Source organism: Roseospira visakhapatnamensis, assembly GCF_014197915.1.
Classification (GTDB): Bacteria; Pseudomonadota; Alphaproteobacteria; order Rhodospirillales; family Rhodospirillaceae; genus Rhodospira; species Rhodospira visakhapatnamensis.
Genome location: NZ_JACIGK010000007.1, coordinates 134791 through 156753 on the forward strand (window position 1 = coordinate 134791; position 21963 = coordinate 156753).

Consider the following 21963-nt stretch of genomic DNA (forward strand, 5'->3'; position numbering starts at 1 on the left):
GCTCAAGGACTCCCACCGCCGTGTCCGCCCCTCCCCTTGACATGCTCCAGGCCACGTTCACGTCGGTGACCTGGCAACGAGGCGCCGCGTACCACCGCGCTCGCAAGGCCACGGTGCTGTGGACCGCGCCCGACGGCACCCACATCAAGGGCGTGGTCGCCGGCACGCGTCGGCGCCCCTATCAGACCGAGGTCCGCCTGTCGCTGACCCGGAGCGGACGTCCGGCCATGACCAGCGACTGCACATGTCCGATGGAGACGCAGTGCAAGCACGTGGTGGCGTTGCTGCTTCAGGCCCTCGAAAACGGCGTGCTGAGGATGCCGGAGGCCCATTCGAAACCGATGGGCGTCCTCAAGCCGGGCTCGGCGCGGAAACCGGCCGGCACCCCCGCTCCGGCGCGACCGGCCGATCCGCTCTCGCCCGAGGTGGCCTCGTGGTTGCAGGGTCTGGCGGCGGCCAGCAAGTCGGCCAGCGAGGACTATCCGGAGTCGGTGCGGCAGCGGCTGATCTATGCCCTGTCCCTGCACACCCGCCACGACGCGCAAACCGAGGCCCGGGTGCGGTTCCTGTCGGCGCGCCTGAACAACGGCGGCACGTTCGGACGCCACGTCTCGGTGTTCAAGCCCGGCAGCCTTCATCACGACCAGGGTGGGCCGATGTACCTGCGGCCGTCCGACCGGGCGATCCTGAGCCACTTTTCCGCGCCCCTGGACGACCACGGCCTGCGCGGCCGGGAGGGCGCCGCGCGGATCGGATCCATGATCGATACCGGCCGCTGTCGCTGGGAAACCCTGACCGGCCCACGCGTCGAGCGGGGTTCGCCCCGGCCCGGGCGCATCACCTGGACCGTGCACCTGGATGGCCGGCAACGCCCCACCGTGGTCCCCGCCGACACCCCCGACGCTGATGGAGACACCGTCCTGGCCCTGCTGCCGGTGGTGCCCCCCTGGCTGGTGACGCGGGATCCGGACGACGACACGCGCGTGCTGGCCAGCCCGCTGACGGTCGAGATGGCCCCACGCCTGCTCGACGCCCTGTTGCGCGCGCCGGCGTTGCCGGCGGATCAGGTCGCGCCGGTGCGCGCGCGGCTGACCACGCTGTTCGGCGAAGAGGTCGCCACGACCACCCCCGAAAGCCTGCCCCAACCCCTGGCGCCGCCCCGCCGGATCAAGGCGGCGCCGGTTCCTGTGCTGCGCCTGCGGCCGATCCCGGTGTCGCGCCAGTCTTGGCCGCCCCGCAATCGCGCCGATGCGGCGGAGACAGTGTCCCTGCCCACCGCGCGGCTGGCCATCCGGTACGGCGATATCGAGGTGCCGGTCACCCCCCCAAACGACCACACGCCGCGAAAGATCACCCGCGTCACGGACGACGGTCTGGTGGAGATCACCCGCACCCCCTCACACGAAACCAAGAGCTTCCGGCGCCTGGTGGACCTGGGGTTCACGCGCCTGTCCCATCGCTACGACCTCTCCGTATCGGATCAATACAGGGACGATTTCTGCCTGGCGCATGACGACGACCTTCAGGCGGCCTGGCTGGACATCGTCCTGGACCATCTGCCGGCCCTGCGCGACGAGGGCTGGCAGATCGAGATCGCCGACGACTTCCCCATCCGCCCGGTCCTGGTCGATGGCGAGATCGAGGCCCTGCTGGACGACGGCGGCGGGGCGGCCGGCGAAGGGTCGGGCATCGACTGGTTCGACCTGGGCCTGGGGGTGATGGTGGACGGCCGGCGGATCGACATCCTGCCGGCCCTGGTGCGCATCCTGAACCGGATCCCCGCCGAGGACATCCTGGAGGCCCTGGGCAGCGACGACCAGGACGATCGGCCGCTGAACCTCCCCCTGGCCGACGGTACGGTGGTGATCATGCCCTTTGGCCGGGTGCGCCCGATCCTGCTGGCGCTGGCCCACCTGTTGAGCACCGACACGGCGCCCTCGGACCGGGTGCGGCTGTCGGCGCTGGATATGGCGGATCTCGCCGGGTTCGAGGACGCGGCCGGCGCCGTCGGCGTGACCTTCCGCGGAGGCGAGGCGGTGCGCGCGCTCGCCCGGCGCCTTCGCGAGACCCACGGCGCGGCGCCAGCGATCACGCCGCCGGCCGACTTTCGGGGCACCCTGCGGCCCTATCAGGCCTCCGGTGTCGCCTGGATGCAGCTTTTACGCGAGGTCGGGCTGGGTGGCATCCTCGCCGACGACATGGGCCTGGGCAAGACGGTGCAGGCCCTGGCCCACCTCGCCCTCGAAAAAGCCGCCGGCCGCCTGGACCGGCCCTCGCTGGTGGTGGCGCCGACCAGCCTGATGGGGAACTGGCAGGCGGAGGCGGCGCAGTTCACGCCCCACCTGCGCACGCTCATCCTCCAGGGACCGGCGCGCAAGGCGGATTTCGGCCGGCTGGCGGAGCACGACCTGGTGTTCAGCACCTATCCGTTGCTGGGACACGACGGCGAGGTGCTGGCCGGCCAGGACTGGCACCTGCTGATCCTGGACGAGGCGCAGATGGTCAAGAACCCGGCGACCACGGCCGCCAAGACCTTGCGCCGCCTGACCGCGCGCCACCGTCTGGCACTGACGGGCACGCCGGTGGAGAACACCCTGGGTGACCTGTGGGCGCTGTTCGACGTGCTGTCGCCGGGCATGCTGGGAGACCGCAAGACCTTCAACAAGCAGTGGCGCACCCCCATCGAGAAGCACGGCGATGTCGAGCGCCAGGCCCGCCTGTCGCGGCGCCTGCGGCCGTTCCTGCTGCGACGGGTCAAGGGCGATGTGCTGGCCGAGTTGCCGCCGCGCACCGACATCGTCGACCACGTCACGTTGCCCGCCGCCCAGCGCAGCGTCTACGAGGGCATCCGCCTCGCCATGCACTCCAAGGTCCGCGACGCCATCGCCCGCAAGGGTCTGGCGCGCAGCCGCATTGAGCTGCTGGAGGCGCTGTTGCGCCTGCGCCAGGTGTGTTGCGACCCGCGCCTGGTGGCCAATGCCCGTCAGGTGAAACGCGGCACCAGGCTCGCCGAGGCCGGCTCGGCCAAGCTGGAGCGGCTGCTGGAGATGCTGCCCGAGATGATCGACGAGGGCCGCCGGGTGCTGCTGTTCTCGCAGTTCACCAGCATGCTGGACCTGATCGCGGCCGAGGTAACGGCGCGCGCCCTGCCCCATGTGATGCTGACGGGCCAGACCCGGGACCGGACCAGCCTCATCAAGCGCTTCCAGGGGGGCGAGGTGCCCCTGTTCCTGATCAGCCTGAAGGCCGGCGGCACCGGCCTGAACCTGACCGCCGCCGACACCGTGATCCACTATGATCCGTGGTGGAACCCGGCGGTCGAGAACCAGGCCACCGACCGCGCCCATCGCATCGGCCAGGACAAGGCGGTGTTCGTCTACAAGCTGATCGCCGAGGACACCATCGAGGGCAAGATGCAGGTTCTGAAGGACCGCAAGCAGGCGCTGGCCGACGGTCTGTTCGATCCCGACGGCGCCACCCCCTTCGACATCAGCGAGGAGGACGTGGAGTTCCTGCTGGGCGCGGCGTGACGCCGCGCATGCCGCCGAGCGGGCCGGTGGGGGCTACATGCGGACCGTCTCGGGCAGGCGGCCGTGGGCGAAGTCCCAGTACAGGGCACGCGCCCGCCGGGCGAAGGGACCGTAGATCAATTCCCGGTCCCCGTAGCGGCGTACCGGCATGACCTTCAAATGATTGCCGGTGGAGAAGATCTCGTCGGCGTCCTCCAGGTCCTCCGGCTCGATGTCGCGCTCCAGCACCACATGGCCGTCGAGACGCAGCAGCTTCAGCACCCGCTGGCGGGTGACCCCGTTCAAGAAGGTGCCGTTGAGGGCCGGAGTGCTGACCACGCCGTCCTTGGCCATGAACAGGTTGGCGGTGGCGAACTCGGCCACCGAGCCCCAGGGGTCCAGCAGCACCGCGTTGTCGAAGCCGCGCGCGCCGGCCTCGCGTAGCGCCCGCCCGGCGAGCGGGTAGAGGCAGGACGCCTTGCAGTCCACCGGCGCCTGGTCCGGCGCCGGCCGGCGATAGCTGGACAGACAGGCGGTGAAGCCGCCGGGTTCCTGCATGGGTGTCTCGACCAGGGTCAGCATGAAGCGGGTGCTGGTCGGATCGGCGGACACCCATCCGGACTCGCAGTAGAACAGCGGTCGGATGTACAGCGCCGCGTCGGGTGGAAAGCGGGTCAGCCCGTCCCGCGCGAGGGCCTCGATCTCCGCCGCCGTCACGGTCGGATGCATGCCCATGCGAATGGCCGACTCCACGCACCGCTGGCAGTGCAGGTCCAGGTCGGGGGTCACGCCCTCGAAGGCGCGCGCCCCGTCGAAGACGATCGACGACAGCCAGGTGGCATGAGTCAGCGGACCAAGGACCGGGGGGTTGCCATCGCGCCAGTCACCGTCAACATAGGTCCAAGCCTGGGTCATCGCGCCGTTCGCTCCTCTGCGTGCCGTCCGGTCTGGCGGGCGCGCGTCCGCGCCTCTCGGCGGGGGCGGCGGTGCCCCCTGGCGCGCAACCCGGGAATCCGGTGTAGTATGAGCGCGGCGGCGCCCGGAAGTCCATGGCCGGGGCCGCATCGCGGCGTCGCCGACGCGGTCGCCGCCGGAACAATCGTGTCGATCCTGTCCGACCCGAAGGAGTCCCCGTGCCTCGCCCGGTCCGCGCGCGATCAACCCTGGTGACCGTCGGTGTGGTGTTGGCCGTGGCGGCGACGCTGCCGCCCACCCCGGCCCATGGCCAGGAGCCAACGCCGGCGATCAACGACAACACGTCACACGCCGACACTACGGCCGCCGCCCCCCCCGCCGATGATCCGGCATCGGACGCCCCCCCGCCCGACGCCGGGCCAAGCGTGGCCTACAGCGTGGACCTGCGGCTGACCGACACGGCCGACGTCCCCGGGGACCTGGCCACGCGCCTGGAGGCGGCCTCGTCCCTGAAGGCCCTGGCCGGCGACCCGCCGGCCACGCGCCTCGGCCTGCGCCGCCGGCTGGAGGCCGACCAGGCGGCCCTGACCCACCTGTTGCGGCAGGAGGGGTACTTCGATGCCCGCGTCGACGGAACCATCGACGACGCACCCAAGGCCCAGGTCACGGTGACCGTCTCTCCGGGCGCGCGCTATCGCGTGACCGGAACCCGCGTCGTCTACACCGTCACCGGGACCGGCGACCGCACGCTGCCCGGCACCCTGGACCCGGTGGGCCTGACGGTCGGCGACCCGGCCCGCGCCGAGGCCGTGCTGAGCGCCGAGGCCCGCCTGGTGGCCGACCTGCGCACGGCGGGCCGGCCCTTCGCCGAGGTCCGCGACCGCCGGGTGGCGGTCAACCATGCGCGCCGGGCCATGGGCGTGCGGCTGCTGGTCGACGCCGGACCGCCGGCCGTGTTCGGGGCCACCCGCTTCGTGGGCCTGGACCGCATGAAACAGGATGCCCTGGCCGACCGGATCCCGTGGACCGAGGGCGACACCTTCGACCGCGCCCTTCTGGACCGCTACCGGACCACCCTGCTGTCCACCCGGCTGTTCCGCTCGGTCACCGTGAAACCGGGCGAGGCGCCGGACGACGCCGGCCGCCTCGCGGTGATCGTCACCGTGACCGAGGCGCCGCCGCGCTCCATCGGCGCCGGCCTGCGTTACTCGACAGAGGACGGTCCCGGCGCGCGCTTCTCGTGGGAACACCGCACGCTGTTCGGCCGCGCCGAGAGCCTGCGGGTCAACCTGGACGTCGCCCTGTACGAGCAGTCGGCGGAAGTGCTGTTCGAGAAACCCCGCTTCCTGCATCCGGACCAGTCGCTGCGCCTGTCCTCGGCGGTGACGCGCGCCGATCAGGCGGCCTATCAGGGGCTGTCCCTGGAAACCACGGCGGCCCTGGACCGGCGCCTGAACGACCGCTGGCGGGTCTCGGCCGGCACCACCGTGGAACTGGCCAACCTGGACGACCAGGGCGAGAGCCGTCAGAGCGTGCTGGTGGGCCTGCCGCTGGGCGCCACCCGCGACACCACCGACGACCCGCTAGACCCCACCCAGGGAACCCGCCTGGGCTTGACGCTGACCCCCTACACCGGTCAAGTGGAGGATCAGACCGTCACCTTCGGGGTTGCCGACGTCGTGGCCTCGGCCTACTGGGCGCCCCTGGACGGCGATCGCCTGGTGCTGGCCGCCCGGACCCGGCTGGCCAGCCTGTTCGGCGCCGACGCCGGGGATGTCCCGGCCACGCGGCGCCTGTACTCCGGCGGCGGCGGATCGGTGCGCGGCTATGGGCATCAGCGCATCGGCCCGCTGGACGACGATGACGATCCGACGGGCGGCCGCTCGGCCCTCGAAGTGGGCCTGGAGGCGCGCATCAAGGTGACCGAGACCATCGGCCTGGTACCCTTCGTCGAGGCGGGCGCCGTCTCCGAGGCCACCTGGCCGGACTTCGCCGAGCCGATCCAGTACGCGGCCGGCCTGGGCGGGCGCTATTACACCGATTTTGGACCATTGCGCGTGGACATCGGCGTGCCGTTGAACCGGCGCGCCAGCGATGATCTCGTCCAGGTCTACATCAGCCTCGGGCAGGCGTTCTGACCGACGACCGCGCTCCCCAGAACCTCTGAACCCCTGACCGTCCCACACCCCGACAGGGCAGACCCGAAGACCCATGGCCGACCCCGCCGAAAGACCCGGACCCGGACCCCCTCCCCGTCCCAGCCATCGCCGCCCCCGGCGCTGGCGGCGATGGCTGGCGCGCGTGGGCCTCGGACTCGGGCTCGTGGTCCTGCTGGTGGTGGGGGTCGCGACGGCCGGCCTTTGGTGGATGCTGCGCACCGACGACGGCCGGGACTGGCTGCGCGCCACCGTGGAAGACCTGGTCAACGGCGGCGATGTCGGCCTGACGCTGCGTGTGGGGTCCTTGGACGGCGACCTTCCGACAGCCCTCGTGCTGCGCGACGTGACCCTGGCCGACGCGGGCGGACCCTGGCTGGGCGCGGAACGCCTGACGCTGGCCTGGGACCCCTGGGCGCTGCTGGATGGCCGCCTGCACGTCACCGATCTGGGCGCCCGGGCGCTGTGGGTGGAGCGCGCCCCCGTGCTGCCGCCCACCCCGGACGAGGAGAACCCTGGAGATCCCCTGGACCCCGCGCTGCTGGGGCTGCTGCGGCTGGACCGGCTGGCGGTGGAGGGTGCCTATCTGGGCGCCGGCCTGACCGGCGGCGAGGCGATCCTCCTGGATGCCGAGGGCCGCGTGGGTCCGCCGGAGACCGGGGACGGACTCGCCGCCACCCTGGCCCTGCGCCGTATCGACGGCCCCCCGACCGAAGCCGCCCTGACCGCCCGCCTGCATGGGGACGCCCTGGACCGGCTCGCCCTGGACCTCACGGCGCGGGACGGCGGCCCGGACGGGACCCTCGCCGTCCTCGCCGACCTGCCCGGGGACAATCCCTGGGCGCTGACGCTGACCGGGGACGGGACGCTCGCCGACTGGACGGCCTCCCTGACGGCCGGCGCGTCGGACTGGGGCGACGTGGCCGGATCGGTGTCCCTGGGGCTGGCCGATCCCGCGACCACGAGCGCCGCGCTGGACCTGACGGTCACCCCGGGAAAGGCGACGCCCCCGGACGTGCGGACGCTGCTTGCCGGGCCGCTGACCGTGGTGGCGCGCGGCGCCCTGGACGTCGAGACACTGGCGCTCACCCTGGAGACGCTGCGCCTCGCCAATGACACCGGGGCGAGCCTTGAGGCCACCGCCGCCCTGGACCTGGCGCCGGCACCCGCCGGCACCGCCTCGGCACACCTGCGCCTGGACGACCTGGCCCGGCTGAAACCCTTTCTGGGGGATCTCTCGCCGGCCGGCTCGGCGGACCTGCGGCTGACCGACATCGTCCTGAGCGCGGACGGTCCCCTGACCGGCGACCTGCGCCTGGCCCTGTCCGGCGCCGCCCTGGGGATCGCGCCCGCCGACGCGGTGCTGGGATCGGCGCCCACCCTGGCCGGACACGTGGCCTTCGATCCGGCGTCCGGCCTCGCGGCGCGCGACCTCGACCTGCGCGGCGCCGGGCTGACGCTGACCGGCCGCGCCGCCCTGCCGGCGACCTTCGACAGCGTCGACGCCCACGTCGACGCCACCCTTGAGGATCTCGCGCTGGTCGCCGGGGACGCGGCGCAGGGCGCCCTGCGGCTGGCCGCCGACCTGTCCGGTCCGCTGGCCGACCCGGGCGCGACGATCTCGGCGCGGATGTCCGAGGCCACCGTCGCCGGCCAGCTCTGGACCGACGTGGCCCTGGACGCCGACCTGTCCGCCCTGGCGACGGGCGCCACGGGCCGGCTGTCCCTCACCGGCACCGGGCCGGGCGGCGCGGTCGCGGTGGCGCTGTCGCCCTCCCTGCCCGGGTATGCCCGCGCCGAGGTGCCGGACCTGGAGGTCACCGCCCCCGGCCTCACCCTGACCGGACGCCTGGCCACCGACCTGGCCACCACCTTGACGGACGGCGACCTGTCCCTGCGGGTGGATGACGCCGCGACGCTGGCCGCCTGGGGGGCACCCGCGCTGAACGGATCGCTGGCGGCCACCGTGACCCTGGCCCGGACGGACGAGGGGCGCCAGCAGGTGGCCCTGCGCGCGACCGCGCCGCGCCTGACGCTGCCCGACGCCGACCTGCGGCTGGGCGCCCTGGACCTGAGCGCGCGCGTCGACGATGCGCTGGGCAGCCCGCGCCTCGACGCATCCGCGACCGCGACGGACGGGGACACGGCCGGCGTGACGTGGGAGCGCCTGGCGCTGACCGCCACCGGCGCGCCCGACGACCTGGGTGTGACCGTCGACCTCACCGGATCCGGCCCCACGGGTCCCCTGACCCTGGCGACCCGGGCGCGGATCGCGCCGCCCGGCCTGTCGGCGGGTCCGGGGCGGGTCACGCTCACCACGCTGGACCTGGACAGCGGCGGCCATCGCCTGCGGCTGACCGCGCCGGCCACGGTGTCGCTGGAGACGGCCGGCGGCGCCCGCGTGGACCGGCTGGCCCTGCGGGTGGACGACGGCACGCTGTCCCTGGCCGGCGGCCTGTCCGGGACCGGGGCGCTGGACCTGACGATCGAGGGCCGCGCCCTGCCCCTGACCCTGGCCGATCTGGCGGGGCCGGACGCCGGCGGCCTGTCCGGCCGCCTGGACCTGACGGCCACACTGTCCGGCGCGCTGCCCACTCCCACGGGATCGCTGGACCTCGCCGCCCGCGACGTGGCGCTGGCCGACGCCCCCGACGTACCGCCCCTGGACGCCACCGTGACCGGACGCCTGGACGGCGGGCGCCTGCGCGCCGAGGCCCGCCTCGCCGGCTTCGCCGCCACCCCGGCGCGGGCCAGCGCCGATGTGCCGCTGCGCCTGGGCGGCCCGGCGGTCATTCCCCCGGACGAGCCGCTGTCCGCCCGCCTGGACTGGGCCGGCCCCCTGGGCCCCGTCTGGGAGATGCTGCCGCTCATCGACCATCGGCTGTCGGGCGACCTGACCGCGCGGGCGGCCCTGGCCGGCACGCTGGCGGCGGCGCGCGTGGACGCCGACGTGCGCCTGACCGACGGCCGCTACGAACACCTGACGGCCGGGACCCTGCTGGACGACCTGACGGTGACCGCCGCCGCCACCGGCAGCGAGCGGATCCAGGTTGCCCTGTCGGGCACCGACGGAGGCACCGGACGGCTGTCGGGCGAGGGCGACGTGCGCGTCACCGAGGACGGCCTGGTGGGCACCGTCGCCATGCGTCTCAACGACGCCCGGGTGGTGCGCCGCGACGACGTGAAGGCCACCGCCGACGCCGACCTGACCCTGTCCCTGGAGGGCGATCGGGCGGCGCTGACCGGCACCATCGTCAGCCGGGACGTGCGCGTGAACCTGGCGAACCTGAGCGGCGGCGCGGGCGGGTCGTCGGCCGACCTCGGCCCGGTGGTGGAGGTCGACGACCCGAGCCTGGATCCGCTGGCGGCGCTGGACCAGGCGGCGATCGAACGGGCGAAGGCGGAGACCGAGGCCCCGGCGGAAGACGCCGGCGCGTTCCCGGTGGCCCTGGACATCACCGTCCGTCTGCCCAACAAGGTCTATGTCGCGGGCCGCGGACTGGACTCCGAATGGTCCGGCACCCTCGCGGTGGGCGGCACCGCCGCCGCGCCCCGCCTCAACGGCACCATCTCGACGCGGCGCGGCACCATCGAGACGATCGGCAAGACCTTCGCCATCGAGACGGGCGACATCCGGTTCACCGGCGGCGTGCCCATCGACCCGCTGATCGACCTGGTGGCGCTGTACCAGACGTCCGACCTGGAGGCCCGCGTGGGCTTGACCGGACCGGCCAGCGACCCGGACCTGGTGTTGAGTTCGGTACCGGCCCTGCCCCAGGACGAAGTGCTGGCGCGCATCCTGTTCGACAAGACCAGCGGCCAGTTGACCACCCTGGAGACGGTGCAACTGGCCTCCGCCCTGAGCCAGTTGACCGGCCTCAGCGGGGCCGGCGCCAGCGACATCACCGGCGTTCTGCGCCGGGCGACCAACCTGGACGTGTTGCGCGTGGGGGGCGACCTGGAGGGCGGCGCCGCCGCGCTGGAAGCCGGGACCTATGTCAGCGAGGATGTCTATGTGGGCGTGGAGCAGGGCCTAGACCCCGGCGGCGGATCGGTTTCCGTCGAGGTGGATCTGGGCGCCGGCTTCGCCCTGGAAAGCCGGGCGGCGCGGTCCGGCGAGGCCGAGGTGGGCGTACAATGGCAACTGGACTACTGATCCCGGGCGGCGACGCGGGCGACTCGCCACGGACGGAAGGGCACGCGACACGGCAGGGCGGACGGTCGCGGCGGGCGCTGCTGCGCGCGGCGATGCTCGGACTGCTCGCGCTGCCCGCCCCGGACGCGAGGGCGGCGGTGCCGCCGCCACCGACACGGCGCCCCCCGGCGCCAGCGCGCCTGGGCGGCCCGCCGGGTGGAGCCCCGGTTGGAGCCCCGGCCGCCGATCCCTTCGGCGACGGGCCGGTGAAGCTGTTCGAGCCCGAGACCTGGGGCTACCACCTGTCATTCCCCGGCACCTGGATCGCCCGAACACCCAAGCCCTACACGGTGGTGCTGTCGGGACCGGAGGGTAGCGACGCCTTTTTCGCGACCGTCACCCTTCAGAACCGCCGCGCCCCCGACGACCTGACGCCGGAGCAGGCCGCCGAACGCGTGCTGGCCGCCCATCGCGAGGACCTGCGCGCCCGCTACCCCAGCCTGCGGGTGATCCGCGAGACCATCTTCCGTCCGCCGCCGGGCGCCGCCGACGGCGGACGCGACGACCTGCCCCGGGGCCGGCAACTGGTGGTGGACTGGGTCTCCGGCGAGGGCGCCTCGATGCGGCACTGGGCGGTGGCCCGCCCGCGCCCGCGCGCCGCCGTGGTGCACCTGTGGGCCTTCACGGCCGAGCGCGGCCTGTTCGACGCCCATCTGCCGACCGCGCGGGCCATCCTGGACCAGTGGTCCCTGCGGCGCGGGTAGGGATGGGGCCGGACGTCAGGTGAAGGCGTTGAAGGCGACCAGGGTGAAGGAGTCCTTGACCCCCTTGACGGTCTGCACCTGCTCGGTGACGAAGCGGCCGACGTCGATCTCGCGCGGCAGGTAGAACTTGGCCAACAGGTCGTACTGGCCGGAGATGCTGTCCACCTCCGAGACCTCCTCCAGGCCGTCCACCAGGGCGGCGGCCACGTCATACGCCTGGCCCAGATCGCACTTCAGGAACACGAAGATCTTCTGCATCGCCGGGGGCCTCGTCAGTAAGGGAAACGCGGGACCGGCGAACCTTGGGCGGGCACCGGCGCCCCGTCAAGCCCCCAGCACCCCGCCCGGACCGGGCTCAGCCGTCCGTGTCCCGGCGCGCCGCCGCGACCGCGCCGCACTGGGCGCGATGGCGCAACAGGTGATCGGCCAGGACACAGGCCAGCATGGCCTCGCCCACCGGCACGGCGCGGATGCCCACGCAGGGATCGTGACGGCCCCTGGTGACGATCTCGGTGGCCGTGCCCTGGCGGGTCACGGTCCGTCGCGGCGTCAGGATGGAACTGGTCGGCTTGACGGCGAAGCGGGCCACGATGGTCTGACCGCTCGACAGGCCGCCCAGGATGCCGCCCGCGTGGTTGGACAGGAAGGCCGGGCGGCCGTCCGGCCCCGGGACCATCTCGTCGGCGTTGTCCTCGCCGGACAGCGCGGCGGCGCCGAACCCGGCGCCGATCTCCACCCCCTTGACGGCGTTGATGCTCATCAGGGCCGAGGCGATGTCCTGGTCCAGCTTGCCGTAGAGCGGCGCGCCCAGCCCGGGGGGCACGCCCTCGGCCTCCACCTGGACCACCGCGCCGATGGACGAGCCGGCCTTGCGCACCCGGTCCATCAGCGCCCCCCAGCGCTCGGCCGTGGCGGCGTCGGGGCAGAACAGCGGGTTGGCGTCCACCTGGTCCCAGTCCCAGGCATCGCGCGGCAGGTCCAGCGCATCCTCGCCAATCCGCACCAGCGCGCCCCGCACGGTAATCCCCGCGCCCAGCACCCGGCGGGCGATGGCCCCGGCGGCCACCCGCGTGGCGGTCTCGCGCGCCGACGAGCGACCGCCCCCGCGATAGTCGCGCAGGCCATACTTGGCGTCGTAGGTGTAGTCGGCGTGGCCGGGGCGGTAGGTCTCGGCGATGTCGCCGTAATCCTTGCTGCGCTGGTCGGTGTTCTCGATCAGCACGGCGATGGGCGTGCCGGTGGTGCGGCCCTCGAACACCCCCGACAGCAGGCGCGCCCGGTCGGGCTCCCGGCGCTGGGTGGTGTGGCGCGACTGGCCGGGACGGCGCCGGTCCAGGTCGCGCTGCAGGTCGGCCTCGGTCAGGGTCAGGCCGGGCGGCGTGCCGTCCACCACGCAGCCGATGGCCGGTCCGTGGCTTTCGCCAAAGGTCGTGACCCGGAACAGGTGACCGAATGTATTGTGAGACATGGCGTCAGCTGTTCACGGCGGCCCGGTTCTTGAAGCCGCCCAGGAGATCGATGATCTCCGGCGCGGAGTCCGGCGCCACCATGCCCACGGTGTGGTAGCCGCTGTCGACGTGGTGGACCTCGCCGGTCACGCCCGCCCCCAGATCCGACAGCAGATAGACCGCCGACCCGCCCACCTGATCGATGGTGATGTTGCGGCGCATCGGCGCGTTGTACTCGTTCCACTTGAGGATGAAGCGAAAATCGCCGATGCCCGAGGCCGCCAGGGTGCGGATCGGCCCGGCGGAAATGGCGTTGACCCGAATGCCGCGCGGTCCCAGGTCGTTGGCGATGTAGCGGACGCTGGCCTCCAGCGCCGCCTTGGCCACGCCCATCACGTTGTAGTGCGGCATGACCTGTTCGGCGCCGTAGTAGGTCAGGGTCAACAGGCTGCCGCCCTCGCTCATCAGCCGGTCGGCCCGGCGGCAGACGTCGGTGAACGAGTAGCACGAGATGCGCATGGTCTGGTCGAAGTTCTCGGCGGAGGTATCGACGTAGCGCCCCTTGAGTTCCTCCTTGTCGGAATAGGCGATGGCATGGACGACGAAGTCCAGCCCGCCCCATCGGTCGGCCAGGGTCTCGAAGGCCCGGTCCAAGGAGGCGGGGTCGGTGACATCGCAATCCAGCAGGCAGGTGGCCCCCAGTTTGTCGGCCAGCGGCCGCACCCGCTTCAGCAGGGGCTCGCCTTGATAGGTGAGGGCCAGTTCGGCGCCATGGTCGGCGCAAGCCCGGGCAATACCCCAGGCGATCGAACGGTCGTTGGCAACGCCCATGACCAGGCCGCGCTTGCCGGCCAAGATGGGAGTGGAAGCCGTCATGCTGTTCCTCTTCGTTCTTGTGCTGATCCGGCGGAGCCGCCGGGGGGCGGGGACGGATGGGCGGCGCGCCGGACCCCACGCCGAGACCCGCGCCGACTCCGGGCCTCGGGACGCCATCCTCCGGCCTCGCGACGGACGGTCACGGGGCCCGAAACCGAAGGAACGGCACGAAATTTGCGCCAGCGTGCCGGGCCGACACAGTATCACCAATGCCGGGGGCGTCAAAGTTCCATGCGGCGCGCCGCAACCCACAATGGACACGCCCCCACGCGCCCGGGTCGGATACGATGGCCGGTTGCGCCGTGACGCGCCGCCCGGGACCGACGGTCAGCGCGCCCGGTCCAGCGCGCCCATGACGTCGGCCACCAGGTCACGCGGATCCTCCAGCCCCACCGAAATCCGCACCAGGCCGGGCGTGATCCCCTGGGCGCGGCGATCCTCCTCGCTCAGGCGCTGGTGGGTGGTGGTGGCCGGATGGCACGCCAGCGACTTGGCATCGCCGAGGTTGTTGGAGATGTCGATCAACCGCAGGCTGTCCAGGAGCCGGAAGGCGGCCGTCTGCCCCCCCGCCAGATCCAGCGCCAGCATGGCGCCGCCGCAGCCGTCCATCTGGGCCATGGCCAGCGCGTGGCCGGGATGCTCCGGCAGCCCCGGGTAGCGCACCGCCGCGACCGCCGCGTGCCCGGCCGCCGCCTCGGCCAGGGCCAGCGCCGAGGCGCCCTGTGCCCGGACGCGCAGGTCGAGCGTTTCCAGCCCCTTCACCATCACCCAGGCGTTGAAGGGGCTCAGCGCCGGGCCGGTGTGGCGCAGGAACGGCTGCAGGATGTCGGTGTCGAACGCCTCGTCGTTGCACAGCACCAGCCCGCCCAGGCAGCGGCCCTGCCCGTCCAGGTACTTGGTCGCCGAGTGGACGACGACGTCGGCGCCCAGGGCCAGCGGCCGTTGCAGGACCGGGGTGGCGAAGGCGTTGTCCACCACCACCCGGGCGCCGGCGGCGTGGGCCAGGTCGGCCACGGCGGCGATGTCGATGATCTCCAGCCCGGGGTTGGAGGGGGTTTCCAGGAACACGCAGGTGGCCGGGGTCGCCAGCGCCGTCCGCCAGGCCGCCAGGTCGGCCCCGGGCACGAACGCCACGGTCACGCCGAAGCGCGGCAACAGCTCGCTCAGGACGTAGTGGCAGGACACGAAAAGGTCGCGCGAGGCGACCACCCGGTCGCCGGTCGACACCTGGCTTAAGAGCGCGGCGGTCACCGCCGCCATGCCGCTGGCGGTGGCGCGGGCGAAACGGGCGCCCTCCAGCAGCGCCAGCCGCCGCTCGAACTGGGCGTTGGTCGGATTCCGGAAGCGGGAATACACATAGCGGTCGTCGGTCCCGTCGAAGGCCCGCCGCGCCGCGTCGGCGTCCGGATAGACGAACCCCGATGTCAGGTAGAGGGCCTCGCTGGTTTCCATGTGCGGCCCCCGCTCCAGCCCGCCGCGCACCATGCGGGTGCGCGGGTGCCAGTCGGCGGGGGCACACTCCGGCGGGGCGCCGTCCGGTCGGCCGGCGGGTGGAACGGACGGGGGCATGCGGGCACTCCGGGGGCGACGACTGATGAAGACAAGTGATGAAGACAGCGGGAGGAGAACAGCGGGAGGGGACGGAGACGAGGGGTACGCGGCGGCGGATCAACTGGCCTTGGTGTTCATGAACTTCTTGATGTGATTGTCAAGAAGATCGGAATTGGCGACGATCTGCGCCAGCTCTTCCTCGCCCTTAATCGATCCGCGTTCCTTCAGGGAAATGTGGTCCAGCATCATCATGCGCAGGGCCTTCGCGCAGTCCTGGGTGGGCACGATGTTCTCGAAGAACTTGCGCCCGAACCCGGGCTTGCCCCACAGCCCTTCCAGAATGAAGAACACCTCGGCGATCGTCGGGCGCAGGTTTTTCGGAATGCGCGCCTGATCCTCCGGCGCCATCAGGAACAGCGCGGCGACCGACTCGCGGTTGAGGTAATCCATATAGCGTTGACAGAACATCATCATCTGGTCGATGCGGGCCTGCCGGGGCGCGACATCGAGTTCACGGGTCTCGCGGATGGCACGGCCGAAGACTTCAAGCAACGCGGCCGGGAACTCCATCAAGTGGTCGAACTCGTTGCCCAGGATGGCCCTGAGCGCGCGAATGTCGGTGGTATACACCGGCTCGGTCAGCGGCTGCAGGCCGCGCCGTTCGCGATCCTCGTTGACCTTCTCGGTGATGTCGTGGCGATCCCAGCCGGCCAGGGCGTGCAGGGCGTCCGGGGACTGCACCAGCAGCAAGGACTTGCCGAGATCGTGGACCTGCTCGGGGATGGTGAAGGCCGTGGCGATGGCTTCCAGAAAGGACGGGTCCATCTCCAGCAGACTCGGGAAGTCCTTGGCCAGCGACTCCCGAAGGGCGCGCAGCACGCGCGGCCGCATGCGCACCAGCGGGTCCAGGACGCTGTCGTCCACCTCGATCAGCGCGCGCCGCACGTTGCCGTCGAATCCGCGCACCACCTCGTTGACCACGGCGGGCTTCATGCCCCCGATCCGCCGCAGGCGCGGCAGAATGGTCAGGTCGGTGAGCTCCGGGGCGACGCGTTCATAGACCTTGGGAACCTGGCGCAGGATGATGCGCGCGGCCCGGTCGACGAAGTAGCTCTTGACCTGATCGATGGACTGCCCGCAGGCGGGCACGATGACCTTGCCACGGCCGGGCGGAATCAGCTTGCCGTTGCTGGCGCGCAAGGCGATGGCGCCCGAACGCCAGGCGACATCGAACATCTCCAGGCCCCGTTCGATGGCCCGGTCGTCGTTGACCGCGCCGCGGAACGGCAAGGCGTTCAGCAGGGGTGTGCGGGGTTCTGCTCGCGGGGCCGCGCCGTCGGCACCGTCGTCCGCCCCGTTCGCCTCGGTGCCCTCATCGGCACCCGCGCTGGCCCCCTCGCCCTTCAGGATCTCCATCTCGACCCGGCACAGGGCCGGATAAAGGGACTCCACCGCCCGCACCATGCGCTGGCCGCGATTGCGTTCCGAGCGCGAATCCCAGCGCCGCGCCATCCCGCGCAGCAGACCGGGCATCGACGAGACCCAGCCGGCGTCGCCGTGGCCCTGTTCGATGGTGATTCGGTCGGCATCCTCGCCCATCATGGAACCTCGTGCCATGCTGGTCGTACTCCGAGTCGTCGCGGGAGAGTCATGTTACTCCGTCTATTCTCCACTAACAATATGTATTTCAATAGGTTCAGTGATCCTCTTGAGGGGCTGCTTTGACTGCCCCACGCACACACGGCCCCGGGTCCGTGTTTCCAGGGAGATCCGTGGCACCTGTAAGGATCTCCAGCGTCCTCGCTGACCTGAGTTCGCCGCCGTGCACACGCACACCGACCCCATTGACGTTTACGTTAACGTCATGTACGGTGCCGAATAGAAAAACAAATCGGGCATCGATGGGGCCCGCCAACGAACACGCGACGACAGGGACGAGGAGACAGTCCGTGAGCACCTTCCCCTTCCTGAACTTCGACCTGGGCGAGACCGCCGACATGATGCGCGAGTCGGTGGCCGCCTTCGCCGCCGACGAGATCGCCCCCCGGGCCGCCGACATCGACCGCGACAATCTGTTCCCCGACGACCTGTGGTGCAAGCTGGGCGACCTGGGCGTCCTCGGCCTGACCGTCGAGGAGGAGTACGGCGGCGCCGGCATGGGCTACCTGGAGCACATCGTCGCCATGGAGGAGATCAGCCGCGCGTCGGCCTCCGTCGGTCTGTCCTACGGGGCCCACTCCAATCTGTGTGTGAATCAGATCCGCCGCAATGGCAATGAGGACCAGAAGCGTCGCTACCTGCCCAAGCTGATCTCCGGCACGCACGTGGGCGCCCTGGCCATGAGCGAGCCGGGCGCGGGCTCCGACGTGGTGAGCATGCGCACGCGCGCGGAGAAGAAGGGCGATCGCTACATCCTCAACGGCAACAAGATGTGGATCACCAACGGCCCCAGCGCCGACGTGCTGGTGGTCTACGCCAAGACGACGCCGGACGCCGGGCCGCGCGGCATCACCGCCTTCCTGATCGAGAAGGGCTTCAAGGGCTTTTCCACGGCCCAGAAGCTGGACAAGCTGGGTATGCGCGGCTCCGACACCTGCGAATTGGTGTTCGAGGACTGCGAGGTCCCCGAGGAGAACGTGCTCGGTACCGTCGACGGCGGCGTGCGCGTGCTCATGAGCGGCCTGGACTACGAGCGCGCGGTGCTGGCCGGCGGCTCGCTGGGCATCATGGACGCCTGCCTGGACGTGGTCCTGCCCTATGTGCACGAACGCAAGCAGTTCGGCCAGGCCATCGGCGAGTTCCAGCTCATGCAGGCCAAGGTCGCCGACATGTACACCACCATGAACGCCGCCAAGGGCTATGTGTACGCCGTCGGCAAGGCCTGTGATCGGGGCGAGAGCAACCGCAAGGAGGCCGCCGGGGCCATCCTGTTCGCCTCCGAGAAAGCCACCTGGATGGCCCTGGAGGCGATCCAGGCCCTGGGCGCCAACGGCTACATCAACGAGTACCCCACCGGCCGCCTGCTGCGCGACGCCAAGCTCTACGAGATCGGCGCCGGCACCAACGAGGTTCGGCGCATGCTGATCGGCCGCGAACTGTTCGCCGAAACGGCATGAGGACCGGCATGATCGGGGCGTTGACCGGCCACCTGGAGACCCAAGGCGCCCGCCTGCTGTTCGCCTGTCAGGTCGGCGAGGCGGTGGAGGGCACCGTGCCCGCCCACCTGGCGGCCGCTCCACCCGGTGTGCGGTTCCTCTATGTCCGTCCGGCCGACTGGTACCTGACCATCGCCGAGCGGCCCGATGCGTTGGACGGGCCGGGCGCGGACTCCTGGGGCTGGGATCTGCGCAAGGCGTGCCGGCTGCTGCTGCGGTCCAACCCGCTGCTGTGGTCCTGGCTGGCCAGCCCGTCGGTGCTGGCCGACCCGGAGGGTCTGGGGGCGGCGCTTCGGACGCTGGCCGGGGAGGGCACCTCCCGCCGCACCCTGGGGCATGCCCTGTGGGACGAGGCGCGCAAGGCGCTCACCGCCTACCTGGAGCGGGGCGAATCCCCCACCGCCGTGAAGTCGGTGAAGGCCGCCCGCGCCCTGCTGGCGCTGCGCTGGCTGGACACCGGCACCTTGCCCCCGGTGGCGCTGGAGGACCTGATGGATGGCCTGGGAGACGCCCTGGACCCGGCCGTGCGCGCCGATGTCGATGCTATCCTGAGCGGCACGGCCAGAACGCACCCGGCCCTGTACCGCTGGATCAACGCCGAACTGGACAGCGCCGCCGAGCGGTGCGCCGCCCTGCCCGAGGGCGCGCCCGATCCGGCGGCGGCGGATGCCCTTTACCGGCGCGTCGTGCTGCGAAACAATAATGGTGCCGTGCCCGCGCCCGCCCCAATGGCCCTGACCGAAGGAGAGCCGACGCCATGACGTCCGAGTCCCCCCTCTCCGATCCCGTCGTCATCGTCGGCGCCGCGCGCACGCCCATGGGGGGCTTCCAGGGCGAGTTGGCCGGCCTGGCCGCGCCGGCCCTGGGCGCCCACGCGATCCAGGCGGCCATGGCCCGGGCGAGCGTCGATCCCGACGCCGTGGACGGCGTGCACATGGGCTGCGTGCTGCCGGCCGGGCTGGGTCAGGCGCCGGCCCGTCAGGCGGCGCACGGCGCCGGCCTGCCGTGGGGCGCCGGCTGCACCACCGTCAACAAGATGTGCGGTTCGGCCATGAAGGCGGCCATGATCGCCCACGACGAACTGGCCACCGGCTCCGCCGACGTGCTGGTCGCCGGCGGCATGGAGAGCATGACCAACGCCCCCTACCTGCTGGACAAGGCGCGCGGCGGCTATCGCATGGGCCACGGCGCGGTGCGCGACCACATGTTCCTGGACGGGCTGGAGGATGCCTACGACCCCGGCCGCCTGATGGGCACCTTCGCCGAGGACTGCGCCGAGCACTACCAGTTCTCTCGCGAGGCCCAGGACGCCTTCGCCATCGCCTCGCTGGAGCGCGCCCAGGCGGCCACCGCGTCGGGCACGCTGGCCCGGGAAATCGCGCCTCTCTCCGTCCCCGCCGGCCGCAAGGGCGCGGTGGTCATCGACACCGACCAGAACCCCCGCCTGGCGCGCCTGGACAAGATCCCCCAACTCAGGCCCGCCTTTCGCGACGGCGGCACGGTCACGGCGGCCAACAGCTCCAGCATCTCCGACGGCGCCGCCGCCCTGGTGCTGACCCGTGCCTCGATCGCCGAGGCCCGGGGCTGGACCCCGCTCGCCCGGGTGGTGGGGCACGCGACCCATGCCCGCGAGCCCAACTGGTTCACCACCGCCCCCATCGGCGCCATCGAGACCCTGCTGGAGCGGATCGGCTGGTCCAAGGACGACGTGGACCTGTGGGAGGTCAACGAGGCCTTCGCCGTGGTCACCATGGCCGCCATGCGCGACCTGTCCATTCCCCACGACGTCATGAACGTGCACGGCGGCGCCTGCGCGCTGGGGCACCCCATCGGCGCCTCTGGTGCGCGCATCGTCGTCACGCTGCTGAACGCGCTGCGCCGGCACGGCCAGCGCCGGGGCGTGGCCTGCCTGTGCATCGGTGGCGGCGAGGCGACCGCCATGGCCGTGGAATTGACGAGCTAGGAGGACCCCGCCATGCCCACCGTTCTGATCACCGGCGCCAGTCGCGGCCTGGGCCTGGAATTCGCCCGCCAGTACCGCGCCGACGGCTGGGAGGTCATCGCCACCTGCCGCAATCCGTCCACGGCCCCCGCGTTGGCCGCCACCGGCGCCGAGGTGCACGCCCTCGACGTGACCGACGACGCCGCCCTCAAGGCCCTGGGCCGGACCCTGTCGGGCCGCGCGCTGGATGTGCTGATCAACAACGCCGGCGTCTATCCCCTGAAGAGCCCCCAGGGGTCGTTCGGCGACGTTCCCGTGGACGCCTGGATGGAGGCGCTGCGCACCAACGTGGTGGCCCCCTGGAAGGTGGCCGAGACCTTTATCGACAATCTCACGAAGGCCGAGCGGCCGGTGCTGGCGACCATCTCGTCGAAGATGGGCAGCATCGCCGACGCCGCCGCGCCGGGCTCGGTGGTCTACCGCTCGTCCAAGACGGCGGTGAACATGGTGGTCAAGGCCCTGGCCCTCGACCTGGGGCCGCGCGGTGTCATCTGCCTGTCCTTCCATCCGGGGTGGGTGCTCACCGACATGGGCGGGCCGAACGCCCTGATCACGCCCGAGCAGAGCATCACCGGCCTGCGCCGCCTGATCGCCCGGGCCACGCCCGCCGACAACGGCCGTTTCCTGGCCTACGACGGCCAGGAGGTCCCGTGGTAAAGCATGCGGATCGGCGTGGCTGACCGCCACCCGATGCCCGCCGTTCACAACCAGGACAACATCGCATGCCAACCGTTCTCATCACCGGCGCCAATCGCGGCCTGGGCCTGGAATTCGCCCGCCAGTACCGCGCCGACGGCTGGACCGTCATCGCCACCTGCCGCGATCCGTCCACAGCCCCCGACCTGACGGCCACCGGCGCCGAGGTCCACGCCGTGGACATCACCGACGACGCCGCCTTGAAGGCCCTGGGCCGCGCGCTGGCCGGCCGGCCCATCGACGTGCTGATCAACAATGCCGGCATCTTCCCGTTGCAGGGGCCGGGCGGCGCGTTCGGGGACATTCCCGTGGATCCCTGGATGGACACGCTGCGCACCAATCTGGTCGCGCCCTGGAAGGTGGCCGAGACCTTCATCACGAACCTCCAGGCCGCCGAGCGGCCGGTGCTGGCGACCATCTCGTCCCTGTTCGGCAGCATCGGCGCGAGTTCCATGTCGGGTATCGTGATCTACGCTTCGTCCAAGGCCGGCGCCAACATGGTGGTCAAGGCCCTGTCGCTGGAACTGGGGCCGCGCGGCATCACCTGCCTGGCCCTGAACCCCGGCTGGGTGAAGACCGACATGGGCGGCCCCCAGGCGCAGATGACCCCGGATCAGAGCATCACCGGCCTGCGCCGGGTGATCGCCGGCGCCACCCCCGCCGACAACGGCCGCTTCTTCAGCCACGACGGCCAGGAGGTGCCCTGGTAGCGCATGACGCCCACGGCGGATGAGTGTGCCTCATCCGCCGAACGGC

15 protein-coding genes are annotated in these 21963 nt (G+C 71.9%); 9 read left to right on the forward strand and 6 right to left on the reverse strand.

Annotated elements, in window-relative coordinates; translation table 11 throughout:
- The first annotated feature begins 20 nt into the window (after positions 1–20).
- Entirely contained in the window at positions 21–3530 is a 3510-nt protein-coding gene (locus tag GGD89_RS20515) for an SNF2-related protein (RefSeq protein WP_184043287.1), read from the forward strand.
- A gap of 33 nt (positions 3531–3563) precedes the next feature.
- Here the strand turns inward: GGD89_RS20515 and GGD89_RS06410 are convergent, their stop codons facing one another.
- Positions 3564–4424 carry a branched-chain amino acid aminotransferase gene (locus tag GGD89_RS06410; protein ID WP_184043288.1) on the reverse strand — a complete coding sequence of 287 codons (861 nt, stop codon included), beginning with the start codon at positions 4422–4424 and terminating at the stop codon, positions 3564–3566.
- A gap of 218 nt (positions 4425–4642) precedes the next feature.
- Here GGD89_RS06410 and GGD89_RS06415 point away from each other — a divergent pair, with 218 nt between their 5' ends.
- From GGD89_RS06415 to GGD89_RS06425, 3 genes are all read left to right on the forward strand, one after another.
- Positions 4643–6562, forward strand: a complete 1920-nt coding sequence (locus GGD89_RS06415; protein ID WP_184043289.1) for a BamA/TamA family outer membrane protein — start codon at positions 4643–4645, stop codon at positions 6560–6562.
- A 184-nt stretch (positions 6563–6746) separates the two neighbouring features.
- On the forward strand, positions 6747–10736 hold the full coding sequence (locus GGD89_RS06420; RefSeq protein ID WP_184043290.1) for a translocation/assembly module TamB domain-containing protein: 3990 nt from the start codon (positions 6747–6749) through the stop codon (positions 10734–10736).
- Positions 10718–11479: a hypothetical protein gene (locus GGD89_RS06425; RefSeq protein WP_184043291.1), complete on the forward strand. Its 762-nt coding sequence runs from the start codon at positions 10718–10720 to the stop codon at positions 11477–11479. The genes GGD89_RS06420 and GGD89_RS06425 overlap by 19 nt, the downstream gene beginning before the upstream one ends.
- A gap of 15 nt (positions 11480–11494) precedes the next feature.
- Here GGD89_RS06425 and GGD89_RS06430 read toward each other — a convergent pair whose 3' ends face one another.
- The 5 genes from GGD89_RS06430 to GGD89_RS06450 form a co-directional block, all read right to left on the reverse strand.
- Positions 11495–11737 (reverse strand): Lrp/AsnC ligand binding domain-containing protein, encoded by a 243-nt coding sequence (locus tag GGD89_RS06430; RefSeq protein WP_184043292.1) that lies wholly within the window; start codon positions 11735–11737, stop codon positions 11495–11497.
- A 97-nt stretch (positions 11738–11834) separates the two neighbouring features.
- Positions 11835–12947: a chorismate synthase gene (aroC, locus tag GGD89_RS06435; RefSeq protein WP_184043293.1), complete on the reverse strand. Its 1113-nt coding sequence runs from the start codon at positions 12945–12947 to the stop codon at positions 11835–11837.
- Between the two features lie 4 nt (positions 12948–12951).
- Positions 12952–13803, reverse strand: coding sequence for an enoyl-ACP reductase FabI (gene fabI / locus GGD89_RS06440; RefSeq protein WP_184043294.1), 852 nt, complete (start codon positions 13801–13803; stop codon positions 12952–12954).
- A 327-nt stretch (positions 13804–14130) separates the two neighbouring features.
- A complete protein-coding gene (gene metZ, locus GGD89_RS06445; protein ID WP_184043295.1) occupies positions 14131–15372 on the reverse strand; it encodes an O-succinylhomoserine sulfhydrylase in 1242 nt (413 codons plus the stop codon).
- A 99-nt stretch (positions 15373–15471) separates the two neighbouring features.
- On the reverse strand, positions 15472–16971 hold the full coding sequence (locus GGD89_RS06450; RefSeq protein ID WP_184043296.1) for a hypothetical protein: 1500 nt from the start codon (positions 16969–16971) through the stop codon (positions 15472–15474).
- A 380-nt stretch (positions 16972–17351) separates the two neighbouring features.
- Between GGD89_RS06450 and GGD89_RS06455 the strand changes: the two genes are divergently transcribed.
- The 5 genes from GGD89_RS06455 (at position 17352) to GGD89_RS06475 (ending at position 21917) form a co-directional block, all read left to right on the forward strand.
- Positions 17352–18470, forward strand: a complete 1119-nt coding sequence (locus GGD89_RS06455) for an isovaleryl-CoA dehydrogenase (protein ID WP_343058548.1) — start codon at positions 17352–17354, stop codon at positions 18468–18470.
- A gap of 8 nt (positions 18471–18478) precedes the next feature.
- A complete protein-coding gene (locus tag GGD89_RS06460) occupies positions 18479–19270 on the forward strand; it encodes a DNA polymerase beta superfamily protein (protein ID WP_184043298.1) in 792 nt (263 codons plus the stop codon).
- Positions 19267–20472: an acetyl-CoA C-acyltransferase gene (locus tag GGD89_RS06465; RefSeq protein WP_184043299.1), complete on the forward strand. Its 1206-nt coding sequence runs from the start codon at positions 19267–19269 to the stop codon at positions 20470–20472. The genes GGD89_RS06460 and GGD89_RS06465 overlap by 4 nt, the downstream gene beginning before the upstream one ends.
- A 12-nt stretch (positions 20473–20484) precedes the next feature.
- Positions 20485–21168: an SDR family oxidoreductase gene (locus tag GGD89_RS06470; protein WP_184043300.1), complete on the forward strand. Its 684-nt coding sequence runs from the start codon at positions 20485–20487 to the stop codon at positions 21166–21168.
- Between the two features lie 65 nt (positions 21169–21233).
- Entirely contained in the window at positions 21234–21917 is a 684-nt protein-coding gene (locus tag GGD89_RS06475) for an SDR family oxidoreductase (RefSeq protein ID WP_184043301.1), read from the forward strand.
- The last annotated feature ends 46 nt before the right edge of the window (positions 21918–21963 follow it).